Below are 22,312 nucleotides of genomic sequence, written 5' to 3'. Positions count from 1 at the left end.
TAATAGTTCTGCGTAAATCCTGAGCAAGTCGGACTTAGGGAGGTGGTGGAAACGAGAAATCGCTCTGTTGTTTAATTCGATTGCGAACATCTTCAGGAAGATTTGACAAAAAGTTAAAAACCGTGTCAGAACCCTGAGTATTCAGAAGATTTTCAAGCTGATCGATAGAAATCTTCCATGTATTAGGTCTTCGCCATTGTTCAGCACTTGTTATAGGCTCGCGGTTTTCACCTAACAGTTGATTAAGTGGGTTCGGGACTGCTGGTTGCCCGTTCCAGTCCGTGTAAGGTTCTGGTATATTGGGCGTAATGTATGTGTAACTGCCAAGAACATCTTGTACCCCAAAACTTGATTGATTGGAAACTAAGATTGTTTTCCATGCCCACCCAGGAATGCGAATTCCGTTAGCTTCTAAATTTGTAGGATCTGTATTTCCTTGATTGGGCGCTTCCGTAAGTAATTCAGGTGCTCTAGTTTTTGGCTGGATAGACCAATTCTGTTCTTTAGTATCAAAAACACCAGCAGTAATATCAAGTTTTTTGTTGTAATCAAAGATTAGCTGCTCAACTAATTTTGATTCAATTCTAGACCATGCAGGCGAAATATCTGGGTCTAATCTACCTCTGTTATTGGGGAAAAGTCGGTTATTGTCGAGCGCTTGCGGGATTAAGTTTGTGCTTAGGTAGGTAGCCTGAGCATCTTTCTCATTTCTGTTTCTATCTTGGTTAGGGATAAGATGACCTCTATCCAAACCCGTTCCTGTATACATTATCCCATCAATTCTAGGCCAGCTCGGAACTTGAGGACTACCAGGCAAGCCTGGATCGGTTATGAATGGAGTATTTGTTCTTCCCTCAACTCGATTTCTCCAAGAGCTGTCAACTTTCCAACTTACCCAGTTAGGAAGCCCAGTAACGGCATTATAAGATGAGGAATACTGAGGTTTTTCAAGCAACAAATTGGTTTGATATGGATTTTGCTCCGGGGCTTTAATATCCCATCTTGCTTCAGTTGGATTTCCCAATCTCAGGTGGTCGCTCTTAAAGAAGACATTATCTATGAAAACATGGTCTCCTCCTTCTAATTCAAACTTCAAAGTAGCTGGTTGCCCTCGGTAAAGCTGTGTCACTTCATCAGGAGTTTGCAAGTTAAGCTGGAAAGTTTCAAAACCTTCTCCACCAAATCCAATCTTATTAGCATTACCTAAGTAGATATTAGTAGCCAGATCGAGCTTTTCTGGGGTATTGACATTTTCGTTGCGGTTGAAAGGGAGTTTTTGCAAATTGCTTTTCAGGTCTATTGTGGTTTTTGCGATCTCTGTACCTGTTGTCGTTTCCAACGTGACCTTCAGGTTTCCTTTTTTGACAGGAGCATGAACATCAAAGCGTAAATTTCCCCAATCGGGAACAACAAACCGATTGTGAACAATTTCTTTGACTCCGTTGGCTCCTAGTTTAAAGGCATAGTCTGTTTCGCTTTTTCCTTTAATGGACTTTACGTCCTCCAAATTTTGAACCAAATCAATATTTGGATTTTGTTGACCGTTGTGGAATGACCACCCAGGTAGCGCGTTAGAAATAGTTCTGCGAACCTGGCTCAAATTCCCCCCAAACGGATCGGTAACAGCATCAAAATTGCCATTAAAAAGAGTCGGAACACTAGCATCGCCGCGCATTCTGGTGCTGTAAGTATTGTCAAAACTTAGCGGCACTCGCGGCTGCGTTTCTGGCCGCAAACGTTCACCGCCACCATTTATAGAATAAAACCATCCAGTCCCAATTCCTTCCCAAGGAGCCTCAGCGCTACCTTGGACAAAGTTTGCTGCTGTATGATCTGGGGTGTACCAAGGATTGACGCGGTTGGGATTGGTATCGTAGAAGTCGGCATCGAACAACACCTCGTAACCTCCATCGCTGCGGCGGCGGTAAACTGGATCTTTGAGCCAATCCACCGCATAGCTGGGTTGCGACTCCGTTAAACCCAGATTCGCACTGCCGGAATACCAATTGAGAACTCGTCCGTGAGTAGCGCCTAAGCCACCCCCAATTACCGGAATAGCATCGGTTTGTCGGCTGAAGCCAGCCCGACTCTCAGCATAGTCCGTTTCCCTAGAACGAGTTCCCAGAAATTCGACTACATCGGGGACACCGAGGAGATTGCCATTTGCATCTTTGGGAAACTGAAGTCCGGGTTGATTGCTAGTATCTTCTGGTGGCAGAAGGTCAGGAATATTTCGACCGTTCGGAGTAAACGACCCCAAACCACTCGGATCGGCTGTAGTTTGGTAGTAATTATCGGCAAATGTAATGCCTTCCCAAGTCTGCACCTTGGGTTCGTAGAAGTTCCTAAACCCTCCAATCCCCACCAGCGAAAGACTCTCCTGATCGAAGTCGTGGGGGTCGATTGTTGTCACTTGAAAATCACGGCCGAATTGATTTGTTCCGCCTGCATTGGGGAATGCTGTCAGCAAGCGCTGCACAATTTCACTATTAACAACTGTGCCCCGACTGAAGCCAATAAAGTGCATGGGGGAACTCAACAAGTCTCCTTGGTTGCGAATTAGATTGCCTTTGCTGTCGTAAAGACTCACCAGATTCCCTTGAGAGTCGCGCTGTCCAATACTTCCTCCCAAAGCCTGGTCTAGCTGTACTAACGATGCGTAGAAAGCATCTGCTGCACCTTCTGTAAAACCAGAATCAGGAACACTTGACTCATTGTTTTGAGCCCAATCAGGCAGCAGCACTAAAGATTTGTCGCTGTAATTGTCAGATATGTAAGTAGCTAATTGTTCGAGGTAATTTGTTGTGGTTTCTGGATTTTGACCTGCGGGGAAGTCTTGCATCACAGCCCCATATTTATCCACAGGAACCCAGAAACCTGTACCCTTATCGTAGCGAATAATCAAACCCCCACCCCCTGCATCCGCGATGTTGTTTGCGATGTCAAAAAAGTTAGCGGGAATTACTGCTTCTGTAACTATCGGAGGTGTAAAACCGTGAGTGAGAACAGTGACGCTTCTGAACGGAGAAAGAGAGCTTTCTAGTTGTGTATTAAACTCCCCAAAATCAAGATTGCGCTCTCCCTCAGCGTTTATTGCTTCGACAGCCCAATAATAGGTTTGACCTGCTGTAAGAGTCCGGTCTGGATCGAGGGTAAAATTGTTGTTATCTCCAAACCTGTCACCTCCATTCCAAACCCAGCCACCCGAAGGCTTCCAAGTTGCTGTTAGAATGCGGTTGGGATTAAAGTCATCAAACTCTTGCCACGGAGAACTCAAAAATTGTCTTTTTTCCTCTTGAGTTAGGTTGGAATTGGGCAGCACTTCCGATAAATTGACAACTTGGTCCCAAGGCAACAGACCCTCACCTTCTGGGAAGGTACTTACAAACAAATTAACTTCGCGTATTTGGGAATCAGGAATGCTGAAGTTCCAGTCAAAAGTCGGAGTCAAGTCATTTATTGTATTCTCACCTGGCCCAATTAAATCCAACCAATCCAGCGGTGTCGCAGCCAAACCGCGAGAGTTAGTCGCAGAAACAGGAGCTCGCTTGCTACCAGGCGGCACGCCGTAAGTATACTGGCTGTTCGCATCAATCAGAATCTGGAAGTCAGCAGCAACACTAACCGCTGGGTTAATATTATCAATGGGCACTGTGGAAAGGTCAGCAACCGTAGCAGTTCGTGCGGTAGTGCTGTCGAACAAAGGCAGCCCGACACCCCGACCTTTAGCATCAATTTGAAATTGACCGGGGTTGGTCACTGTTTTCACGAATTCTTCAGTGTCAAAGACATACACCTTGCCATTAGCACCGCTCAAATTGGGATAGGAAGCATAGAGGTACTTGCTATTACCTGAAAGCGCTAAATCAGTAGCAAATCCGTCGGGAATTGGTCTTGTTCCCGCCACTAATTGCGGATTGGTCAGCGGGTCTTTGATAATGCCGATATTGCTACCGGCCCGCGGGTCTCCATCCACGCTGGGCAATTCCTGACCGAAAAATTTCGTGTCCGCATTGCGACCCACAACAAACGCATAGCTAGCATCCGGTAAAACCGTTACCGAAACTCCCTCATTCACATCAAAGTAATCAAAACTGGAACCCAGCCCTAAACTTGCATATCGGGTGGTAGCAGCAAAACTCACCGGGTCATTATTAGTAATGTCCAATACCCCAAATCCGTTGCTATCTTTGCCGCTGTTCGTAAAGGTCATGGCTAAGGGATTGACGGTGCTTGCTATTCCTTCTACTCCTTCATCGGCTGTGATACTTCCGATTAATTGATTCCACTTTTTGGGGTTCTGACTGGGGTCGCTGGGTCGGTCTTTGGGGTCGATGTTAACAGCGTAAATTTTGCTGTTCGAGCCGTTTGGTGCGGTAACAAACAGCTTTTTGCCGTCGCTGCTAATGGCTATTTGTCGCAAACCGTTCGGGGCTGTACCGACTGGGATGGTTTGGGTGACTTGGTGATAGGTTGAGGAAAACGGGTTGATATCGAGAACGTAGATGGAGTTGCTGCCGATTTTTCCGTCTGCGATGTAAGCGTATTGGTCGCGGGGGTCTATGACTATGGATCGAGGTTCTGCACCGCTGGGCAAATTTATCGGGTTAATACCAGCGGTATTCGGCTGAGTGTCTACCTGTTGCCTGGTCATCGGATCGACTAAAGCAATGCGCCCGGAACGATCCATCGCTACATAAGCACGGTTGCCGTCACTGGTTACAGTTAGTTCTCGCGGTCGATCGAGTATACCATCCGTGCCTACAGAAACGCTGGCAATCGACAAGTCGCTGCTATTAGTAGCTGTGACGACTGATTCGGGATTTGCACCGTTAATAATTGCGATTTTATCTGTTGTCCACTGCGCGCCAAAGATGTATTCTGTATTGTTTTCTATTCGGTAAGGACTGCTATCGTATTTAACTTCTTTGGCTGGTTCTGAGGGATTTGGGCTAACTTTTTCGTTTTGCTTGCGGCTGATGACGATGCGGGATTCACCTAACGGTAAGGTGTTGGGAACTTGAACGGCGATTTCAAATTGATTGTTTGCCAATTTGCGACTTTTGTCTGTCAAAACTGTTCCTTCGTAAGCTTGTCTGCCTACGATAAATTTAACGGTTAAGTCGCTGAATCGGCTGCCTAACGGGTCGCTCAAGTTATCTACTAATACATTAGTACCCGTGATGAAGAGAACGGGTTGATTGTTGGGAAAAGATTGATTGTTGCTGTCTGTAAACTTAAGTTCGGCACTTTGGATGATGGGAGGTGCTTTGGGATTAGAAGCTGTTGGTGCGACTTGGGATGCGCGTCTTTCGCCGATTAAAGCATCTTTGTCGTAAGAGTCGAGATCCCTTTCACCTATAATTTCCCCAGTCAGAGCATCCAGTGCGCTATTTTTTGCGGGGGGGGTAAAATCTGTGTTGGGGAAGCTCTGACTCAAACTGAGGGAGTTGGAAAAGCTGGCAACTTCAGCGCTATTGTTGTCAGCGGCCCGAAGTGGAGGGAGTGTTTGTTCTGAGATGTTGCTGGCGTAAGCTTGACTATTGAGTAAGTTTTTGGTATCAATCTCGAATTCTGGGGCGAGGAAATTCTGAAACGGATCTTGAGAGTTAAAAGGTGAATCTTTAACAAGTTTCATGTTTAATTTCCGTAGATGCGAGTGAGCTGTTTGCTTGTGATAGTTTCAAACTAACTAATTGATGCGCTTCACCCTTCATTCAAGAAGAATGTGTGGATTCGGACTTAATCAAGTTTTTAGTGCGTGATTTTTAGTGAGCTGCCAAGCTTTTATTAAGAATAATGTTCCCGTATTTTCGGCAGCAAGTCAATCACGGAAATTACTGATATTTTCCGTCGGGTACTGGAAAACTGGCAGTGTCCGCAACAACTTAATAGCAGAGCATATGTGAAGGTTGCTGCGCTAGTTAGTTTGTTTGACTGATAAATTGTGATTGAATTGTTAAATTTTTACAGATTCTTTATCAAAGTAATGTACGTTACTCAGCCAAAATACTTAGATTGTTGTAGGCTCGCATTTCAAGCCTACTTAAATTTACTGACTGGAAATTACGGAACAACGGGAGCATCTCTCTTTGGCTTTTATAGTGCGAGATATTCAATAGTTCGCACTGTAAAAAAAAATGCTTTTTGCAAAAATGAAATGCTCCCTGTTGTTCCCTTGTTCATAATAAATGAAAGAATTAGCTGACACGTAAACATCAGAACGTTCTTGAAAGTAAAGCTTGACAGCTTGGGAGCATCTCACCTTTGCAGCCCTCCGCTAGAAATTGGAGTTTTGAGGCAGGAGGCAGGAGGCAGGAGGCAGAAGGAAAGAGGAACAAGGAAAGAGGAACAAGGAAGGAGCCAGAAGAAGGAAGGAGCCAGAAGAAGTATTTTTACAAATACAAATATGAGATGCTCCCAACAGCTTCAACGCTGTAAGTCATGTAATCGCGCGTGATGTCGCTTTCAGCCATCCGCTCTCCGTCGCTGCTGGGATATTGAATTTCTAATTGTTCGGCTTGAGTTAAAATTGTCATTTTTCAATTTTCCTCAAACTTAATTAATTTAATGCCAGCATTCTGTAGGAGTTGGGAAAAGTTCGATATTCCTCAAAAACATCAACAGCCGTAAGGTACGCAGGCATCACGCTACATAATTATGTTATGCGTCCTGGACTTTAAGGCTGGTAAGATGGTGTACAGATACAGACTCTTTAAATTCTAATTAATCCCTCTCTCTAAAATAATCATTTCCGAACCAACAACCGGACTTCTAGCTATTAACTTGCCTTCCATATTCGCAATTTCTAACTTGCTGAAATCGAGTGAGTTAGCCTCCTTCCACATCTTCGTTGCTAGTTGATTTTGCTCAAGTTCGCTGAGTTTGTACCAATCTTCAGCGACTTTTACTGTCAAAATGCTGCTGGCAAAATTAGCTTGAACAGACTCAACTAAGCCGCCTCCCAGTCGATTCTTAATGTCAGTAACTTGATTTTGAATCGCAGCAATCAGAGACTGTTCGGGCGTCAGCGGTGGCGGTGGGATAATTTCTACTGGTTGCGGTTTTTCCGGCGTCACTAAATCGGGCAACTTGCTTTTGAATTTAGCAGAGATTTGCCCAGACGGTACGATCGCCTCTGGGGATTTCGGCGTTCCCGATGCCAGAAAATCATCAAAAGTTTGCGGCGACTGCTGCGCTGCTGGCAAAGGCACTTTTGCTACTTTCTCCGGCGGTTTTGGGGAGAAACTGTTGAGAGTTAAACCGACTGCAACGATTAGAATTGCTGCTATGGCGGCGTTTAAAATTGGATCGGACAGCTTCTGGTTCGTAGATGGTGGCAGTAGCGATCGCACTAGGCGCACAATACTTTGCCAAAGTATACCGACGTTCTGTAAAAAGCTCCCTTCCCTGCGTTGGGATACAGGCTTTTTATCAACTTTTACAGCAACTTTTGGTGGCACGCTGTTAACTTCCGCAGCAACAGCCGCAGGAGTTACTGTTGCTGAGTCTGAAGCGGTGGGCGCGATCGGCTTTTGGGCCTGCAAGGGGGGTTCGGCTGCTAATTTTTTCCCTTTTTTTCCCAAATTCCCAATCGATGCAATCAAAGTTTTGATTCTCTGATTTTTGGGAACCGCGCTGCTGGCATTTTGAGTTTTGCTGCCAGTGGGGGCAGACTTTGCAGCCGAATCAACCTCCGGTGTGGGAGATTGAGAGGGTTCTGGAGTTGACTGGTTTAGTTGTTCTTCTGACATTTTCTCTGCCTTGGGGCGTTGCAAATATATCTAAAAGCGATAAATTTTTAGTTGAGCCATCTCAACCTTAATTTATCATTTCATTAGTTGTAACTGAATCAAAATGAGCATCAAACGCCGTCACTTTCTAATTTTAGGCAGTCTCAGCAGCTTAGGTTTTGCCGGAGTCTGGAAAATGTTTCAGCTTCGGAGTGCCTGGGGTACAGATGCCAACGCTGCTGTCCCTTCTAACGTTGAGGCAGAAAGGGCGATCGTCCCTTTGCCGGCCTCACCGCCTATTTTACGCTTTATTTCGGTAGCCGACACCGGTACCGGCGCAGAAGGTCAGTATGCTGTCGCTGAGGCGATGGCGCAATATCACCGGGAAAACCCTTTTAATGTTACTGTTCTCGCCGGCGACAATATCTACAATAACGGCGAAATTGAAAAAATTAATGCTGTTTTCGAGCGACCTTATCAGCCCTTATTACAGCAAGGTGTAAAATTTTATGCTTGTCTGGGAAATCACGATATCCGCACTGCTAACGGCGATCCGCAAGTTAAATATGCGGGTTTTAATATGCAAGGTCGCTACTATACTTTTCGGCGCGATCCGGTACAGTTTTTTGCTTTAGATACCAATCACAATGCGGATTGGAAAAATCAGCTTGTTTGGCTGGAAAAAGAGTTGAGTCAGAGCACCGCACCTTGGAAAGTTGTGTTCGGCCACCACCCGATTTATTCCTCTGGCGTCTACGGATCGGATCAATCTCTTATTAAGACTTTGACACCTTTGTTTCAAAAGTACGGCGTGCAGCTTTATATCAACGGACACGAGCACAGTTACGAACGCACTCGCTCGATTAACGGTACGACTTATTTAATTTGTGGGGCCGGCGCGGGCACTCGTCCGGTGGGGCGTTCTGAGTGGACGGAGTATTCTGCTAGCCGCCTAAGTTTTGCGACGTTTGATGTCTATGAAGACCGGATGTTTGTCAGTTCTATCGGTACTGACAAACGGGTTTTTGATAGAGGGGTGATTCAAGTGCGATCGGCTTAATTCAAATTATATTCAGGAGGAAACAAAATGAATAGGGGTTTTAGAGCCAATAAAACTGGTTTTGTTTTAGAAACAACTGTAGAAGGTACGTTGAGAGGCCACGGATATCTCGAAATATGCCCCCAGTTGCCGAAAAAGCGCAAGCGAGATTGGCTCTTAATCTCTACTGAAAATCCCAAGCGATATGCTAAACAGGTTTATATCGGGTCTAGTATCTATGAAACTGAAATAAATGTCGATTTTTATATTGTTGGTTGCGGTTTATTTCCTCTGGGTCTAATTGTTGAGTGCAAGTGGCAAGAAGACAAAGGTTCAGTAGACGAGAAGTATCCTTACCTCAATTTAAATATAAAAAATTGCTATCGGGTTCCTACTATTGTTATAGTGGGCGGTGATGGTATGAGACAAGGTTCGATCGACTGGTTTAAAAAACAAATTCCTGACAATCAAAATCTGTTGGCAGTTCACAAGCTAGAAGGTTTTATTACCTGGGCTAACAAATATCTGTAACAGAAATTACGCAACTTTGCCGCGTCTGGCGAAACTAGGTATTGCTCCTACAAAATATGCTTAGGATCGCGAATTAAATAATTTACACTCTTGAAAGTGGGGAGTAGGGTTGGGCTTATAGCCCGCCCTTTCTGGACGGGCGGGACGCCCATCCCACAAGAACCATCACGCATTGTAAGTTATTTAATTCTCATTCCTTAATTATAGACTTGGCTTAAATAATATTTAAAATGAACGTATTAATAATTCCTTGATTTTCCCGCGCTTCAAACTATTAGAATTAATTCCCCTAGATGCTGAGATTTCAATGAGTTTTGGCAGAGATTTATTTGGGAAAGCTTGAGTATCGCGGTAGATTTTTTCGATAAAATCGCAGTTGGAATTAGACAGCATAACTTTCACGCCCCGTTCTGCAAGTTGGGCAAAAATATCTCTCAGTTTAAGCTGTTCCGATTCTTTGAAATTATCCCGGCTGTAAGTGGTGAAGTTACTGGTGGCACTGATTGGATAATAAGGCGGGTCAAAATAAACAAAGTCTTCGCGGCTGGTAGCAAAATCCAAAATTTCATCGAATTTTCTGACTTCAATTTGAGCGGGCGCGAGTAAAGATGAGACCGATCGCAGTAAATCGGCTTGACAAATGTTAGGATTTTTGTATCGACCTATGGGAACATTAAATTCACCTTTTGAGTTTTCTCTGTAGAGGCCGTTGTAACAAGTTTTATTTAGGTAAATCAGGCGTGCTGCTTTTTCTGTATCTGTTGTGTAGGAGCGCGATCGCACCGAGTAATAATAATCTTTATTGTCCTTGCTGTGTTCTGACTGGTGATCGAACAAAAGCTCAATTAGCTCCTCAACTTTATCCCTGACACAGCGATAAGCATTAATCAACTCAGGATTAATATCTGTTAAAACAGCTTGCAAACCAGGGTGCTGCTGTGCTAAGTAAAAAAATACAGCTCCGCCGCCCAAAAAAGGCTCGTAGTAAGTTGTGAACTTTTCAGGAAAATAAGGTTGATATTGTCCAATCAACCGAGTTTTGCCTCCTGCCCATTTCAGAAAGGGACGTGGCAAGACGAAAGAAGGTGCGGCAGCAGACATTTATCTAGAAATAACGGCCCTCTAATATTTATCACAACTAGAACTCAATAGAAATACTTCTGAAGTTCTTACCGGAGGTCGCGTGGCATTAAACAGACAGTGCCGGAGCGATCGGCGAAAAGTTTTCGTTAGAATTATATATGTCAGCTAAGCCTAGGCAAAAATGCCCGAGCGCCCGATCGGCAGATTTAGCTCCGGCTGTGCCAAAATTGTCTAACTCGCTCACAAGTGTTACCAGTCAAAGATTGTGCTGTAACACTTTACCCCACCAAGCTCATGCAAGATTTTATTAATAACGTCTCTCGCTACCCGCGCTTTTTCATTACGATATGTCTGGGAATTTTCTTTTTCCTGTTCGAGCGACTCAAGCCCCTGCTCGATCGACCGGCAACTGCGATCGCCCTGATTAGTTCGATTGTAGCGACTTTTGTCTTTCTAACTTTTACACTGCGGGCTATGTTAGGCCTGAGTTCGGTTTAAAGCCTGCGCTTGAACGCAAACACCAACGGCAAATTCAGTTAACACACTAATTCCCCAAGTAACTGCCAACTCTTGCAGGCGATCGCACACTTGACAATAGTCGTTGCGATACATTGGAAGAGGAAAAAAATTGCGCTAGTTACGCCCGCGCTGCTCAACCAAGCCGCAGGCAAACATTACCGAAGTGCAGGACAAGCGTTTGGGGCTATCAACATTCACTGGGGAAATACTGCACCTCTGTTTCCCCGGTGTCCCACTTAATCATTAGGAAGCGGCACACCCCGCCCCGCTTTCCTCTCCCGTTAACCTGACGGTATCACGAGAGTTTCCAGCGGACAAGACAGATGAAGTTTGAACATATCTATCAATTTTTTCAAGACCCCCCTCCTGTTTATCTAAACAAGGAATTAGCTGTGTGTTACATTCTTTCCGTGTTATTGCGCGGAGATTCCTACGGTACAGAACTAATTGGCCAACTAGAGAGGGAATTCCCCATCTACCGACTTTCTGATACCGTTCTCTACAGCGCTCTGAAATTCCTCGAAGATGAAGCCGTAATCACCGGTTACTGGAAAAAAGTAGAAGGACGTGGCCGCCCCCGTCGGATGTATCAAATCCTCCCTGAGTGGCGGCACCAAGCTCAAGACCTCGCTCGTCTCTGGCATGAGTACATTGGTCAGGGAAACGGCGCGTCCGAGCGTCGTTCCCGCGCCTTAGAAACTGGTCAGACGGGTTAGCCGAGTTGGAATCGGATGCCTAAACCCTGGAGATGCTGGCGCTACTTGCAAAGCGATTTGCCTGATTGCCTTCGCTTTGCTAGATCGCCCGCCGCACACCGATTAAAGCAGCTACACAACGTCAGGACTTACGCACGGTCACTTGAGAATTAGGGATGATGGGGAGATAGGGGAATTGGGTGATGGAGAGCAAAACGCCTTGCAGAAGAAGCTTTCTGCGAATTTTGATAACAAAGTGTCTGCGTAAGTCCTCGATCGCTTTCGTATGTAAAGTTCTGTAAAGTAATAGTAGATCATTTAAATTACACAAACTTCTACCGATGGATACTGCTGTTCTTCCTTCTACCTTTGTGCTAACGCTACTGCTGGCTGTTGGCTTGTTTTTCTTCATCAAGGCTTCAGTCAAAGATCGAATCGAACAAGTCAAGCTGGCTTCCGAGAGCGCCCAAGAGTCACTGTTAACCGACTTACAACAGTATTTTGCCCAGAGAGCTTACCGAGTTGCAGCCGTCGATGCCCCCAACTATAAAGTCACGTTTGAGGGTTTTGTCAGGCCGAGTTGGTTTCTAGCTATTTTTCTAACTCTGCTGAGTGCAGGCGGCGCTCTGTGCTTGGGACTGGTTTTGGGAATGCTAGTTCCCCAACAAGGTCAAATTTTCCTAGCTTTGGTACTGCTGTCCCCGCTGGCGGGGGTATTTTATTGGAAAAAAGCTGGACGCTCTGAGCAAGTCTCGCTCAAACTCGAATCAGTTGCTGAGTCGGGAAGCCCAACCAAGAGCTTTGTTACTGTCAGAGCTCACCGCGATGAACTCGCAGCCATGCAAAAAGCTTTAGATTTGAAGCCGATCGATTAAAAGTTTGACGCGGAACTTTTTTTGATATGCTAGATGCCGTAGTTAGACTTCTAGCTGACAAACCCATAACTCAAGAGCGGCTTTCTAGTTGATAAACCCGTGGCTGTTTTTTTGATCCACTTGTTCGATCGACCAATTTGATCGACAAAACAATCAAAAAAAACCATTATCGTGAAAGTGCCAATTGTGGCGATCGCCCTTGGGGTGCGATAACGCCTGTTGCGATGGCTCCTTATACCCTAATTTCTAAGGACTTTTCGCAGAAATTTCAGTTGGCACTCTCCAGACAATGAGAACTCTCGCGCTTTTGTTAAAAGACTTAGAAAAACATTGCTGTCAATGTTTTGAGCTAAACATTTTGAGCTATGCGCGGCTGGCTGACACCACAGGAATTTTTTCTGTGGTAGCTTCCAACATCACCTTTAAGCTGGGAAACAAGAAATGGTTTTCTTCTACGTATTGGGCTCCAAATAAACCTTTTTCAGCCCAGAAGTATCTGTCAGTGGTATGCTCGTTACGCTTGACTAACAGCAAAGCTGGGGGAGCAATGCCTTCTGCATGGATGAACTTGCGAGCCGCTGTTACGGGTTTATCTTCGCCGCTCTCGATGCTATATTGAGGCACACACTCTAAAATTCTGCGTCCTTCTTGTCGGCGGCGACTCTTGCGTTTGCGTCTCCTGGCCAATTTCTTTACCTCCTCTGTGAGCAGACAGTATGAGCAGACAGGTTGTAATGATAGCTACCAAATCCGAGGCCAGTATATCCGTTCTAGCTCAAAAAATCAACTGTTTTTAATATATCGACATAATCTTAACATTCGTGCCGATCGACAAAAGTGTAGCGGTTGTGGTATGGTTGGCCGCAAGTTCCGCCAAAAGCCAAGCTTGGCGATCGGTGGAAGCTGCGCCGACGGCGATGCGGGGCAATTTTGGTTCATGAAAGCCGCATGCCTTCAACATAGCTGTCTTCTATCAAAGGGAAGAAACCTGAAATCTAGAAGTCTCTCATCAGTAATCGGTGGCCGATCATTTGTAATTTACTTAGAATTCCGTTAGATATCTTAATGATGTGGCGCTCATGTTAATGCCAGCCAGTTCAGAATTTGTCAAACTTTGCCGCTCGCAGGTAGCCATCGCCGTTAGTTTGGGAGCGGAATTCAGCGCGGTATACCTGACACAAGAGATCGTAGAAGGCAGCGAAGCAAAGTTGGTGCCGATCGCAGTTTACCCAGAAACCTCAGCCGAATCGGAAGAAAATCAGGGGTTGAGGTTGCAATCTCCCGAAAGCTCGACAGTGAAACCGGTACCGCGACTGCTGGCGCCACCTGTTCGGCCTGTGGAAGAATCAACGGTAGGGGCGATCGCACCCGATCGACTTCCGGGTAAGGAGCGCACTTCCCATCAGTGCCAAGGCCCGGAGAATGTGTGGCAGCAGCGGATGCAAATTGTGACGCCTCTGATACACGAGGGAGCTGTAATGGGACTTCTAGTCAGCGGTCGGCAAGACAGGCCTTGGAACGAGCGAGAGGAGGCTCAAATACAACAAATTGCTCGCACCTTAGCCCTAGCCTGCATTTTAGACCAGCGATCGCAGTGGATGCAGCAGGAATTGGGTACGAGTCGGCAAATCCAGGCTCAGGTTTACGACACGATGCACAATTTGCTGCATCAGTTCAAAAGTCCGCTGACAGCGTTGCGAACTTTTGGCAAGCTGTTAGCACGGCGGCTGGTACCCGAAGACAAAAACCGCAATGTGGCTTTTAGTATTGTCCGAGAGAGCGATCGGCTGCAAGAGTTGCTCGGCCAGTTCGATCGAACTGTTGACACCGGCGAATCACATCTAAAACTGCGATCGGGCACTTCAGAAAAAGCAATGTCCAATGTGGAATCAATCCGGCATTCTCCCCTGTCGCTGTCACCTGCGGCCAATGTCCAGGAATCCTGTTTTGTTACAGAAGTCTTAAAACCGCTGTTAACTTCCGCCGAGGCGATCGCATCCGAAAGGCATCTGAAATTGGTAGCCGACATCGAGGCGGATTTGCCACCAGTCTCCGCGAACGATCGAGCTTTGCGCGAAGTTTTGAGCAATTTAATTGACAATGCTTTGAAATATACCCCTGCAGGTCGCCAAATTTATATTAAAGTAAGGTACAAAGCAGCGGATGGCGATCGGGAAGGATACAGCCAATTGCCAGCCATAGCAGTTGCCGTCAGCGACACAGGTTCCGGCATTCCCCCCCAAGATTTAGAGCATTTATTTGAGCGGCACTACCGGGGAGAAAAAGCGCAGACCGAAATTCCCGGCACAGGATTGGGTTTGGCGATCGCCCGCGATTTAGTCCGCCAAATGCAAGGAGAAATAGAAGTATTTTCCCCTGTCAATCCTGAATGGCTGCCATCGGCGGAAACTCACTTATATCCAACCGATAGCGGCACTACATTTGTGGTTTGGCTACCCGTGAATAAGTAACGAACTCTATTGCTTGGAGACATTTTTTATGAAGCATCTGCCTTTCTTCGATAAAATTCCCAATTTTTCAAATTCTTTAGAAGTTTTCAAAAAACACTTTTTTCGTGTACGGTTTTTAGCTGCTTTTAACATTCTGACTGTTCTGATTTTGGGCGGGCTGAGCGTATACGCAAAACTCAACAACCAGGGAGACGGAGTTGAACGCCTGTTTAGCGATCCTTTTAATTTCTGGTTCCCTTACGAAGGCATTCTCACCGGAGTTTCCGAAGTCCTATGGTGCATCCCAGTCGCAATTTGTGCATTTACTTTCGGAGTGGTGCGCCAAAAAGACCCGCGGAGTCGATCGGCGATATTCTTATTTTTTAGTGCTTTACTGCTGGGAGTCTTTTTCCTAGATGACAGGTTTCGGATGACTTTGATTATTTCTCGATTGGGAATATCTAAGAAATTAATTTATTTGTGTTATGGTAGTGCTGTTTTCCTTTACGGAGTTAAGTTTTGGCGATACATCAAAACCACTCCTTACCTGCCATTAGTCGCAGCATTCCTATTGTTGGCTATCTCGCGGTTTGCGGATCCTTTACACTTGCGAAATCAAGGAGTACACGCGATGTTAGAAGATGGCACTAAATTATTAGCTCTTCTGAATTTAGCCCTGTATTTTTGGTACGTCTGTCATCATGAAGTTTGGCGGCATTTGCAGCAGAGGGAAGAACGTTGAGCGCCTCGATGATATTACAAAAAAAGGCCTGGCTGAATTAGGGTATCACTAAGCAACGCCGGCGATCGCCTAAAAGCCAAATAATTTATTTTATTTTGATATGGAATTGAAAGAGCGGCAGATTTTAGATAGTGAATTAAAAATCGAAGGGAATGTCTTAGCAACAAGTTGCCTGAGTGAGAATAACAAATATTTTTTGGTTTCACACGAGCTAAATAATGTCTTAACCTTGTATTTTCGCCCTCAACTCTTGTGATACAGCATATTCCATGTAGATGTAGATCGCGAGAAACCGGGTTTCGAGCAACAGAATCAGTAATGATACGAGAACTGTAAAGAAACCCGGTTTCTGGGGTGCACTTCATAAACCTAGAATACGCTGTATATGGAATAAGCTGTCGCGCATTTAAACTGTATATTCAGGGCGGGCGGGACGCCCAACCCCTACTCCCCACAAGACTTTAAATTTTTTTGACATACAATTTAAAGGCAGAACAGCTTATGCTGTATTTTTACGACACAGTTGGTAACGTCTGCGAACATATTGTTAAAAAATATAGCGGTTCTCAAGCGTTGTGAGGTATGGGGGCGAGTCCTATGCCCTATGCCCTATGCCCTATGCCCTATGCCCTATGCCCGCGTGAGCAGCTCATGTTACTGAGAAAGGCTATATATTGAAAACCAATACAATTACAGCGTATCCCAGCTTTATGAAGTGCAGCTTTAGACACGGCAATGCCATTCCCCTACGGGGATTGAGCCATCAGGGGTTTACTTCATAAACCTGTAATCTGCTCTAAGTTAGAAGAATGTGGCTAAAGCCGCAGTGGCTATCCCGACCCCAGAAGGGGGGGACTTGCTGCGGGGAAAAATTCAGTCATAATTTTGATTAATGAGCAATTACCAATTAGCAATTACCCTATTCTCATGCAACTGAAAAACGGTATACGATCAATTCAGCCCGATGAGTTTTCTAGGCATTCGCTAGGGCGGCGATCTTAGTGCATTTACAGATAGTCGGCAGCTCAATAATAAACTGCGTGCCCTGCTCTGGCTGAGAAATACACTCCAATTGACCACAGTGCTTTTCTATTAGAATTTTTCGGCTGATTGACAATCCCATGCCTGTACCTTTTCCTATGGGTTTAGTAGTAAAAAAGGGAGTGAAAAGTTTAGCACGAACTGTTTCTGTCATGCCCAAACCATTATCAGCAATTGTTATCAGGATGCGGGAATCCGAGGTAATGTTGTCATGGGAATTGCCTGGTACAACTTCAGTCCGAATCAAAATCTGGGGGTGAAAAACTGCACCATCTCCTCTTTCTCTACTTAGCCGCTCTTCTAAAGCATCTATAGCATTCGCTAAAAGGTTCATAAACACCTGATTGAGCTGACCGGCATAACAGTTCACCAGCGGCAATGCACCATAGTCTTTGATCACATTAATAGCAGGGCGATCGGACTTAGCCTTTAGTCGGTGCTGTAAGATCATCAAAGTGCTATTAATGCCTTCGTGGATATCGACTGATTTAATTTCAGTTTCATCCAACCGAGAAAAATTGCGTAGAGAGTGAACAATATTGCGAATGCGTTCGATCCCTAACTGCATGGAAGAAAGCAATTTTGGTAAATCATCTATGATAAATGGCAACTCTCCATCTTCTATTTCATGGATAATTTCTGCTTCGGGTTGCGGGTAATACCTTTGGTAAAGATTCACCATATTAATGAGTTCTTTAATATAGTCGTTGGCGTGGGAGAGATTGCCGTAAATAAAGTTAACCGGATTGTTAATTTCATGAGCCACACCTGCAACTAATTGACCGAGACTAGACATTTTTTCACTTTGAACTAGCTGGAGTTGTGTTTCTTGGAGTTCTTTGACAAAATGATCTAAGGCAACAGATTTTTGGTGCTCTTTTTCTTCACTGAGACGGAGTGCTTTCTCTACTTGTTCGCGTCGCTCTATTTCAGCCTGCAAACTCTGACTCAGAGAAAAACTTCTCAAAGCTGTTAGAATCGTAGTGTATAGCTTTGATGTCGTTAATTCAGTTTTAGTTTTATAGTCATTAATATCGTAATTGATAATAATGCTTTTTTCAGGTACTTGTCCGGGTTGACCCGTGCGTAAAATAATTCGCACTAAATGATTGCCTAAAACTTCTCGGACATATTTAACAAAGTTTAAGCCAGCATCATCTGTTTCCATAATTACATCAAGTAAGATGATGGCAACATCAGGATTTTCTTGGATTAGCTGTTTAGCTTCACGAGCGGAGTAAGCATTAATGAAGGTTAAAGATTTATTTTCAAAGACAAACTTCCTTAGTGAAATTTCGGTAGCGGTGTGAACTTGAGCCTCATCATCTACAACTAAAATTTTCCAGCTTTCACTCAGTTTTTCTTCTGTGGTTTCATCTGCAAATAATATCTCGTCATCCGAGTCCATTACTTCGGCAAAGTATACTGTTTCTGGAGATGGTGGAGTTAAGAAATCGTCAAAATCACTTTTCATTGCTGTACACCTTTATTTTTTACTAATGTGTAGGTTTGAAGTTAGAAAACCTGTTAAGCAAAAGGCAGAAGGGAGAAGAGTTAGACAGCAACCTTTTCAGTCATCCTTATTTTACTTTTAATGAGGTGAACTTACTTAGTTATCTTGGCCAGGAAATCGGAATTGTAACTCTACATTGGTGAATCAAGTTGCATCGGTAATTTAATAATAAACTTGGTTCCTCTTCCCACCTCACTTAGACATTCAATTTCACCTTTTAGTTTTTGGGTGACTAAATTGTAAACAATATGTAACCCTAACCCACTGCCACCTTGACCACGCTTAGTGGTAAAGAATGGATCAAAAATTTTACTTAAGTTTTCTGGGGGAATACCTTTACCTTCATCGGCGTATTCAAACCTTAGCCGATTGCCTTCTTGCTCCCAAGCAAAGATTAGTTCCCCAGAAATCCCTGGTTCGTAGGCATGAATCAGAGAATTGATTAGCAAGTTTGTCACAACTTGGGACAAGGCTCCTGGATAAGAATCTATAGCAATTTTGCTATCTCCCTTAATTTTAAGCGAATGTGGGCTATTTTTCAACTTTGGTTTTAATTGTAATAAAATTTCATCAAGATAAGGTCTGATCTGGAAAGTACGCCGTTCTTCGCTAGAGCGATCTACTGCTACTTGCTTAAAGCTTTGAATCAATGCTGCCGCGCGCTCTAGGTTAATTAGAAGTGCCTTACTGCTTTGGGTAGCAATATCGACAAATTCTTCTAAATCCGATCGCTTCATTTTGCCACTTTTATAAAGAGAGGCAAATTCTGTGGTATTTTCTGCCAAAGCTGAAGCAACCGTGACACCCACTCCGATGGGAGTATTAATTTCATGGGCAACACCAGCAACTAATCCTCCCAGAGATGCCATTTTTTCAGATTCGACTAGCTGAGTTTGGGTGGCTTTTAAAGCCTCTAGGGTGTTCGATAATTGTTGAGTCCGATCGCTCACTAATTGCTCTAAGTTTTGATTAAACTCCTGTAAATTTTTGTAAAGTTGAGCATTCTCAATGGAAATAGCAATTTGGGCAGATAACAGTTTTAACAATTCTAGGCGATCGGTAGTAAAAGCCCCTTCAGTCAGGTTATTTTCCAAATAAAGAATGCCTGTCAGCTTACCTTGGTGCAGCAGAGGAGTGCAAAGAATAGACTTCGGTTGAGTGGCTGCAATATAAGGATCGCGGGTAAATTGTCCCTCTTGGGCCGCATTATTTAACACCACATTTTCCTGGGTGCGAATCACATAATTGGCGATCGCACAAGCCAGCAAAGGAGTGCCCCCAGAAGCTGCTATCGGATTGAGAGGAAGCGATTGCAGCACACTAACTTCATCCTCCTGCACCGAACCTTCCGCCTCTAGCGCCCAGTTTCCCGCTTTTTCTAAAATCAAAAAACCTTTTTGCGCCCCCGCATTCTCGATCGCAATTTTCATCAATCTTTCCAGCAACCTACTCAAAACTATTTCACCCGAAATCGCGCTCGTTGCTTTCATCACCGTAGCTAAATCTAGCGTCTCACCCAAATTGCTGCTAGTAGTCGCCGTCGTTGTGCGGTTAACCTTTGTTTGAGTAGTTGTCTTTCCTGATGTTCTCACTATTAATTGGGGATACTTTTCCTCCAAACTCTCAACTTTACGTTTAGCCCCCCAGTATTGGTAGCCATAGTGGGCTTTAGTCAAGTAGATGTGGGCAAATTCTTCTTTATCTTTCCCCAACCAGAACTTAGCAGCCAATTCCGCCGCCAGCGCTTCATTCTGAATAAAATCATGCTCTCTAGCCTCAGCTATCGCGCGATCGTACAAATCCATCGCCGACAAATCTCGACCTGAAATTCTCGCCATTTCTGCCGCCACCAGCGAGAATTTATGTGCAAAACTTTCCGAGCAGTTATCCGCCCAAACTTTGATTTGTTTCTGATTAGCTTCTAATTGCTGCCAGTAATCTTTTCGCTCCGATTCAGAAACCTCTGAATACAGAGCAGTTAAAATCAGACAACGGTAAAAATAATGGTGAGCACTAGAAATATGACCCATCAAATAATCGATCAGCTCTGCCGCGCGTTCAGATGCTTCTAGCGCCTCACTATACTGTTCGTAAAGATATAAAGTCTGCGCTTTTAAAACATAAAACTCGCACAGCGCCGCCATGCTTTTACGGTCCTGAAAATTTTCTAAATGCTGTTTTTCGCTAACTTCATCCTCTTCGCCCATCAAATTTAAAATTGCTATCTTATTAGCAATAATAATATCAATAGCCCACAAATTTTTAGTATGATAGCAGAAATGGAGCGACTTGCCAATATCTTCCAAAAGGTTATTCAAATTCATACCCTGGAAGAAATAGGTAATAGTTTGAAACATCCGGTTATAACCCGTCCATTGCAAATTGCCCGATTGCAAGCCAACTTTATAACCTTCGTTATTAATTTCCGCCGTAGTTTTGAGCGGTCTCACCCAGCAGTTTAAGTAATTGGCAAAAATCACACTATCTTGGCAGTTTTGAGACAAGTTATTTGAATTTTCGCTGAGAGTCAGAGCGAGTCTGCCAAACTCATAAGCCGATTGGTAATCCCCTAAAATTGAATTCAGGATAATTCCATAACATGAATAGCAGTAAGACCCTCCCGCTACAAAACCGTACTTGAGAGAAAGGTTAATCGCTTTGATCACAGTCAACTTCCACAGTTCTTGAGATGAAAAGAACGTTAGCGGCCCCATGTTACCCAATAATTTCATAGCCATTTGTTGAGCCGGCTCTTTCATCTTGTCGGCATTAATTAATGCAGCAATTTCTTGGTTAGCCAAGTTGGCTTTAGCTGCCGCCATTTCCGCATTAACCGCCTCGCTTAAATTATCTTCATCCAAGTCTATGCCCAGCAATTGAAGGGCTTTTAATCCCGATTGAATTGCTTCTTGATATTTACTTAGCAGAGTGTACTGCACGATCAAAATGTTGTAAATTTCGGCTTTTTCTAGCTCTGATTTAGCCTGGGCAAATGCCACTTCTATTAAAGCTTCTGATTCATCAAAATTGCCGTTTAAATATTCGGCTTCGGCTAGCTCCTTATGAAAGGTAAAAGCTAGTTCGTAGGATTCTTGCCAAATATCGCCCGGTAAAATTTCTAGACCGAATTTTAAGTAATCTCTGGCAGCAGCATAAGCCGTTGCATCTTTGGCTTTGCGAGCGGCTGTTAAATTTAAAATAGCTAGTTCAATTTTCTCGTGAGCATCAATGATTAAATTTCGACCGGAATTCAAATGATCAGCAATTTCAAAAATTCTTTCGGCTCGTCGCTCAGGAGAAATATTTGCCAGTAACAGACGACCAATTTGTAGGTGAATTGCTGTTTGCAGTTTTGAGTCAATCAAAGCGTAACCTGACTGCTGCACGCGGTCGTGCAAAAATTTATAAGTAGTAATTACCAAGTCGGAGTTAATTATTTCTGATTCGGTAGCACCTAACTCAGAAGTAGTTAAGATTAATCCCTCTTGGATGGCTGGCAATAGTTCTTGAAACGTGGCTCCCCAAGATTTCTCATTAATAATTGAAAGAGTGTTTAAGTCAAAACTATTACCCACGCAAGCAGCCAACCGCAAAACTTGCTGAGTTGATTGGGGAAGTCTTTTCAATTTCCCAATCATCAATTCAATGACGTTATCAGTAATACCTACGGATTCAATTTCGGAAATATTCCAATCCCAGTTTCTTTCATGAAAATTGAATCTCAGCAGGTTTTCTTGATAGAGAGTTTTGAGAAACTGATTGACAAAAAAAGGATTGCCTTGAGTTTTACTGACCACTAACTCGGCGAGGGGGAGCGCTGATTTTTGGTCTTTACGCACGGTATCAGTAATTAAGTTAACTATGTGGTGAAGGTGTAAGGGAGCTAAAGTAATTCGCTCGATGCTTGCACCTTCATTTTGCAGCTCGTCCAAAGTCATCATTAAAGGATGAGATGGGTTGACTTCGTTGTCTCGATAAGCACCAATTAGAAAGAGATAGTTGGTTTGCTCATCGGCGAGCATTACTTGTAGCAATTTCAATGTAGCGGCATCAGCCCATTGTAAATCGTCGAGAAAGATGACTAAGGGATA

General features: G+C 44.2%; 15 protein-coding genes and 1 pseudogene. 7 read left to right on the top strand and 9 right to left on the bottom strand.

Features of this window, described 5'->3' with window-relative positions:
* Positions 1-34 precede the first annotated feature (34 nt).
* From QT990_RS19345 to QT990_RS19335, 3 genes are all read right to left on the bottom strand, one after another.
* Entirely contained in the window at positions 35-5,638 is a 5,604-nt protein-coding gene (locus QT990_RS19345; RefSeq protein ID WP_333139593.1) for a DNA/RNA non-specific endonuclease, read from the bottom strand.
* A 757-nt stretch (positions 5,639-6,395) separates the two neighbouring features.
* Positions 6,396-6,539, bottom strand: coding sequence for a hypothetical protein (locus tag QT990_RS19340; RefSeq protein WP_333139595.1), 144 nt, complete (start codon positions 6,537-6,539; stop codon positions 6,396-6,398).
* A gap of 183 nt (positions 6,540-6,722) precedes the next feature.
* Positions 6,723-7,754: a hypothetical protein gene (locus QT990_RS19335; RefSeq protein WP_333139596.1), complete on the bottom strand. Its 1,032-nt coding sequence runs from the start codon at positions 7,752-7,754 to the stop codon at positions 6,723-6,725.
* A 103-nt stretch (positions 7,755-7,857) separates the two neighbouring features.
* Here QT990_RS19335 and QT990_RS19330 point away from each other — a divergent pair, with 103 nt between their 5' ends.
* Together QT990_RS19330 and QT990_RS19325 are read left to right on the top strand one after the other, a co-directional pair.
* A complete protein-coding gene (locus tag QT990_RS19330) occupies positions 7,858-8,793 on the top strand; it encodes a metallophosphoesterase (RefSeq protein WP_333139598.1) in 936 nt (311 codons plus the stop codon).
* Positions 8,794-8,820: 27 nt separating this feature from the next.
* A complete protein-coding gene (locus QT990_RS19325; RefSeq protein ID WP_333139600.1) occupies positions 8,821-9,303 on the top strand; it encodes a PD-(D/E)XK nuclease superfamily protein in 483 nt (160 codons plus the stop codon).
* A gap of 225 nt (positions 9,304-9,528) precedes the next feature.
* On the opposite strand, the gene QT990_RS19320 is transcribed toward QT990_RS19325, so the two are convergent.
* Entirely contained in the window at positions 9,529-10,404 is an 876-nt protein-coding gene (locus tag QT990_RS19320; RefSeq protein ID WP_333139602.1) for a DNA adenine methylase, read from the bottom strand.
* Positions 10,405-10,680: 276 nt separating this feature from the next.
* Here QT990_RS19320 and QT990_RS19315 point away from each other — a divergent pair, with 276 nt between their 5' ends.
* The 3 genes from QT990_RS19315 to QT990_RS19305 all read left to right on the top strand — a co-directional run bounded on the left by QT990_RS19315 (position 10,681) and on the right by QT990_RS19305 (position 12,475).
* Positions 10,681-10,884, top strand: a complete 204-nt coding sequence (locus QT990_RS19315) for a DUF751 family protein (RefSeq protein WP_190657763.1) — start codon at positions 10,681-10,683, stop codon at positions 10,882-10,884.
* A gap of 344 nt (positions 10,885-11,228) precedes the next feature.
* A complete protein-coding gene (locus QT990_RS19310) occupies positions 11,229-11,621 on the top strand; it encodes a PadR family transcriptional regulator (RefSeq protein ID WP_333139606.1) in 393 nt (130 codons plus the stop codon).
* 320 nt (positions 11,622-11,941) lie between these two features.
* Positions 11,942-12,475, top strand: coding sequence for a cofactor assembly of complex C subunit B (locus QT990_RS19305; RefSeq protein WP_333139608.1), 534 nt, complete (start codon positions 11,942-11,944; stop codon positions 12,473-12,475).
* A gap of 363 nt (positions 12,476-12,838) precedes the next feature.
* Here the strand turns inward: QT990_RS19305 and QT990_RS19300 are convergent, their stop codons facing one another.
* Together QT990_RS19300 and QT990_RS19295 are read right to left on the bottom strand one after the other, a co-directional pair.
* Positions 12,839-13,162, bottom strand: a complete 324-nt coding sequence (locus QT990_RS19300) for a DUF3155 domain-containing protein (protein ID WP_006635576.1) — start codon at positions 13,160-13,162, stop codon at positions 12,839-12,841.
* 106 nt (positions 13,163-13,268) lie between these two features.
* Positions 13,269-13,436, bottom strand: coding sequence for a hypothetical protein (locus QT990_RS19295; protein WP_333465646.1), 168 nt, complete (start codon positions 13,434-13,436; stop codon positions 13,269-13,271).
* Positions 13,437-13,560: 124 nt separating this feature from the next.
* Between QT990_RS19295 and QT990_RS19290 the strand changes: the two genes are divergently transcribed.
* On the top strand, positions 13,561-14,946 hold the full coding sequence (locus QT990_RS19290; protein ID WP_333465645.1) for a HAMP domain-containing sensor histidine kinase: 1,386 nt from the start codon (positions 13,561-13,563) through the stop codon (positions 14,944-14,946).
* A 28-nt stretch (positions 14,947-14,974) separates the two neighbouring features.
* Positions 14,975-15,667: a hypothetical protein gene (locus QT990_RS19285; protein WP_333465644.1), complete on the top strand. Its 693-nt coding sequence runs from the start codon at positions 14,975-14,977 to the stop codon at positions 15,665-15,667.
* A gap of 14 nt (positions 15,668-15,681) precedes the next feature.
* Here QT990_RS19285 and QT990_RS19280 read toward each other — a convergent pair.
* The 3 genes and pseudogenes from QT990_RS19280 to QT990_RS19270 all read right to left on the bottom strand — a co-directional run.
* Positions 15,682-15,924: pseudogene (locus QT990_RS19280) on the bottom strand (hypothetical protein); the annotation flags it as partial.
* 716 nt (positions 15,925-16,640) lie between these two features.
* Complete coding sequence (locus QT990_RS19275) at positions 16,641-18,182, bottom strand: ATP-binding protein (RefSeq protein ID WP_333465643.1); 1,542 nt, start codon at positions 18,180-18,182, stop codon at positions 16,641-16,643.
* 170 nt (positions 18,183-18,352) lie between these two features.
* Positions 18,353-22,312 (bottom strand): ATP-binding protein (locus QT990_RS19270; protein WP_333465642.1); only part of this gene is annotated, 3,960 nt, incomplete at its 5' end.

It is taken from the genome of Microcoleus sp. T3_B1, from assembly GCF_036700445.1.
Classification (GTDB): domain Bacteria; phylum Cyanobacteriota; class Cyanobacteriia; order Cyanobacteriales; family Microcoleaceae; genus Microcoleus.
This window is presented reverse-complemented; position numbering and strand designations above follow the sequence as displayed.

Coding starts and splice junctions, on each gene's coding strand:
- QT990_RS19325 (WP_333139600.1), top strand. CDS start 8,821: ATGAATAGGGGTTTTAGAGCCAATAAAACTGGTTTTGTTTTAGAAACA.
- QT990_RS19310 (WP_333139606.1), top strand. CDS start 11,229: ATGAAGTTTGAACATATCTATCAATTTTTTCAAGACCCCCCTCCTGTT.
- QT990_RS19285 (WP_333465644.1), top strand. CDS start 14,975: ATGAAGCATCTGCCTTTCTTCGATAAAATTCCCAATTTTTCAAATTCT.
- QT990_RS19305 (WP_333139608.1), top strand. CDS start 11,942: ATGGATACTGCTGTTCTTCCTTCTACCTTTGTGCTAACGCTACTGCTG.
- QT990_RS19295 (WP_333465646.1), bottom strand. CDS start 13,436: ATGTTGAAGGCATGCGGCTTTCATGAACCAAAATTGCCCCGCATCGCC.
- QT990_RS19320 (WP_333139602.1), bottom strand. CDS start 10,404: ATGTCTGCTGCCGCACCTTCTTTCGTCTTGCCACGTCCCTTTCTGAAA.
- QT990_RS19275 (WP_333465643.1), bottom strand. CDS start 18,182: ATGAAAAGTGATTTTGACGATTTCTTAACTCCACCATCTCCAGAAACA.
- QT990_RS19340 (WP_333139595.1), bottom strand. CDS start 6,539: ATGACAATTTTAACTCAAGCCGAACAATTAGAAATTCAATATCCCAGC.
- QT990_RS19330 (WP_333139598.1), top strand. CDS start 7,858: ATGAGCATCAAACGCCGTCACTTTCTAATTTTAGGCAGTCTCAGCAGC.
- QT990_RS19345 (WP_333139593.1), bottom strand. CDS start 5,638: ATGAAACTTGTTAAAGATTCACCTTTTAACTCTCAAGATCCGTTTCAG.
- QT990_RS19290 (WP_333465645.1), top strand. CDS start 13,561: ATGCCAGCCAGTTCAGAATTTGTCAAACTTTGCCGCTCGCAGGTAGCC.
- QT990_RS19315 (WP_190657763.1), top strand. CDS start 10,681: ATGCAAGATTTTATTAATAACGTCTCTCGCTACCCGCGCTTTTTCATT.
- QT990_RS19335 (WP_333139596.1), bottom strand. CDS start 7,754: ATGTCAGAAGAACAACTAAACCAGTCAACTCCAGAACCCTCTCAATCT.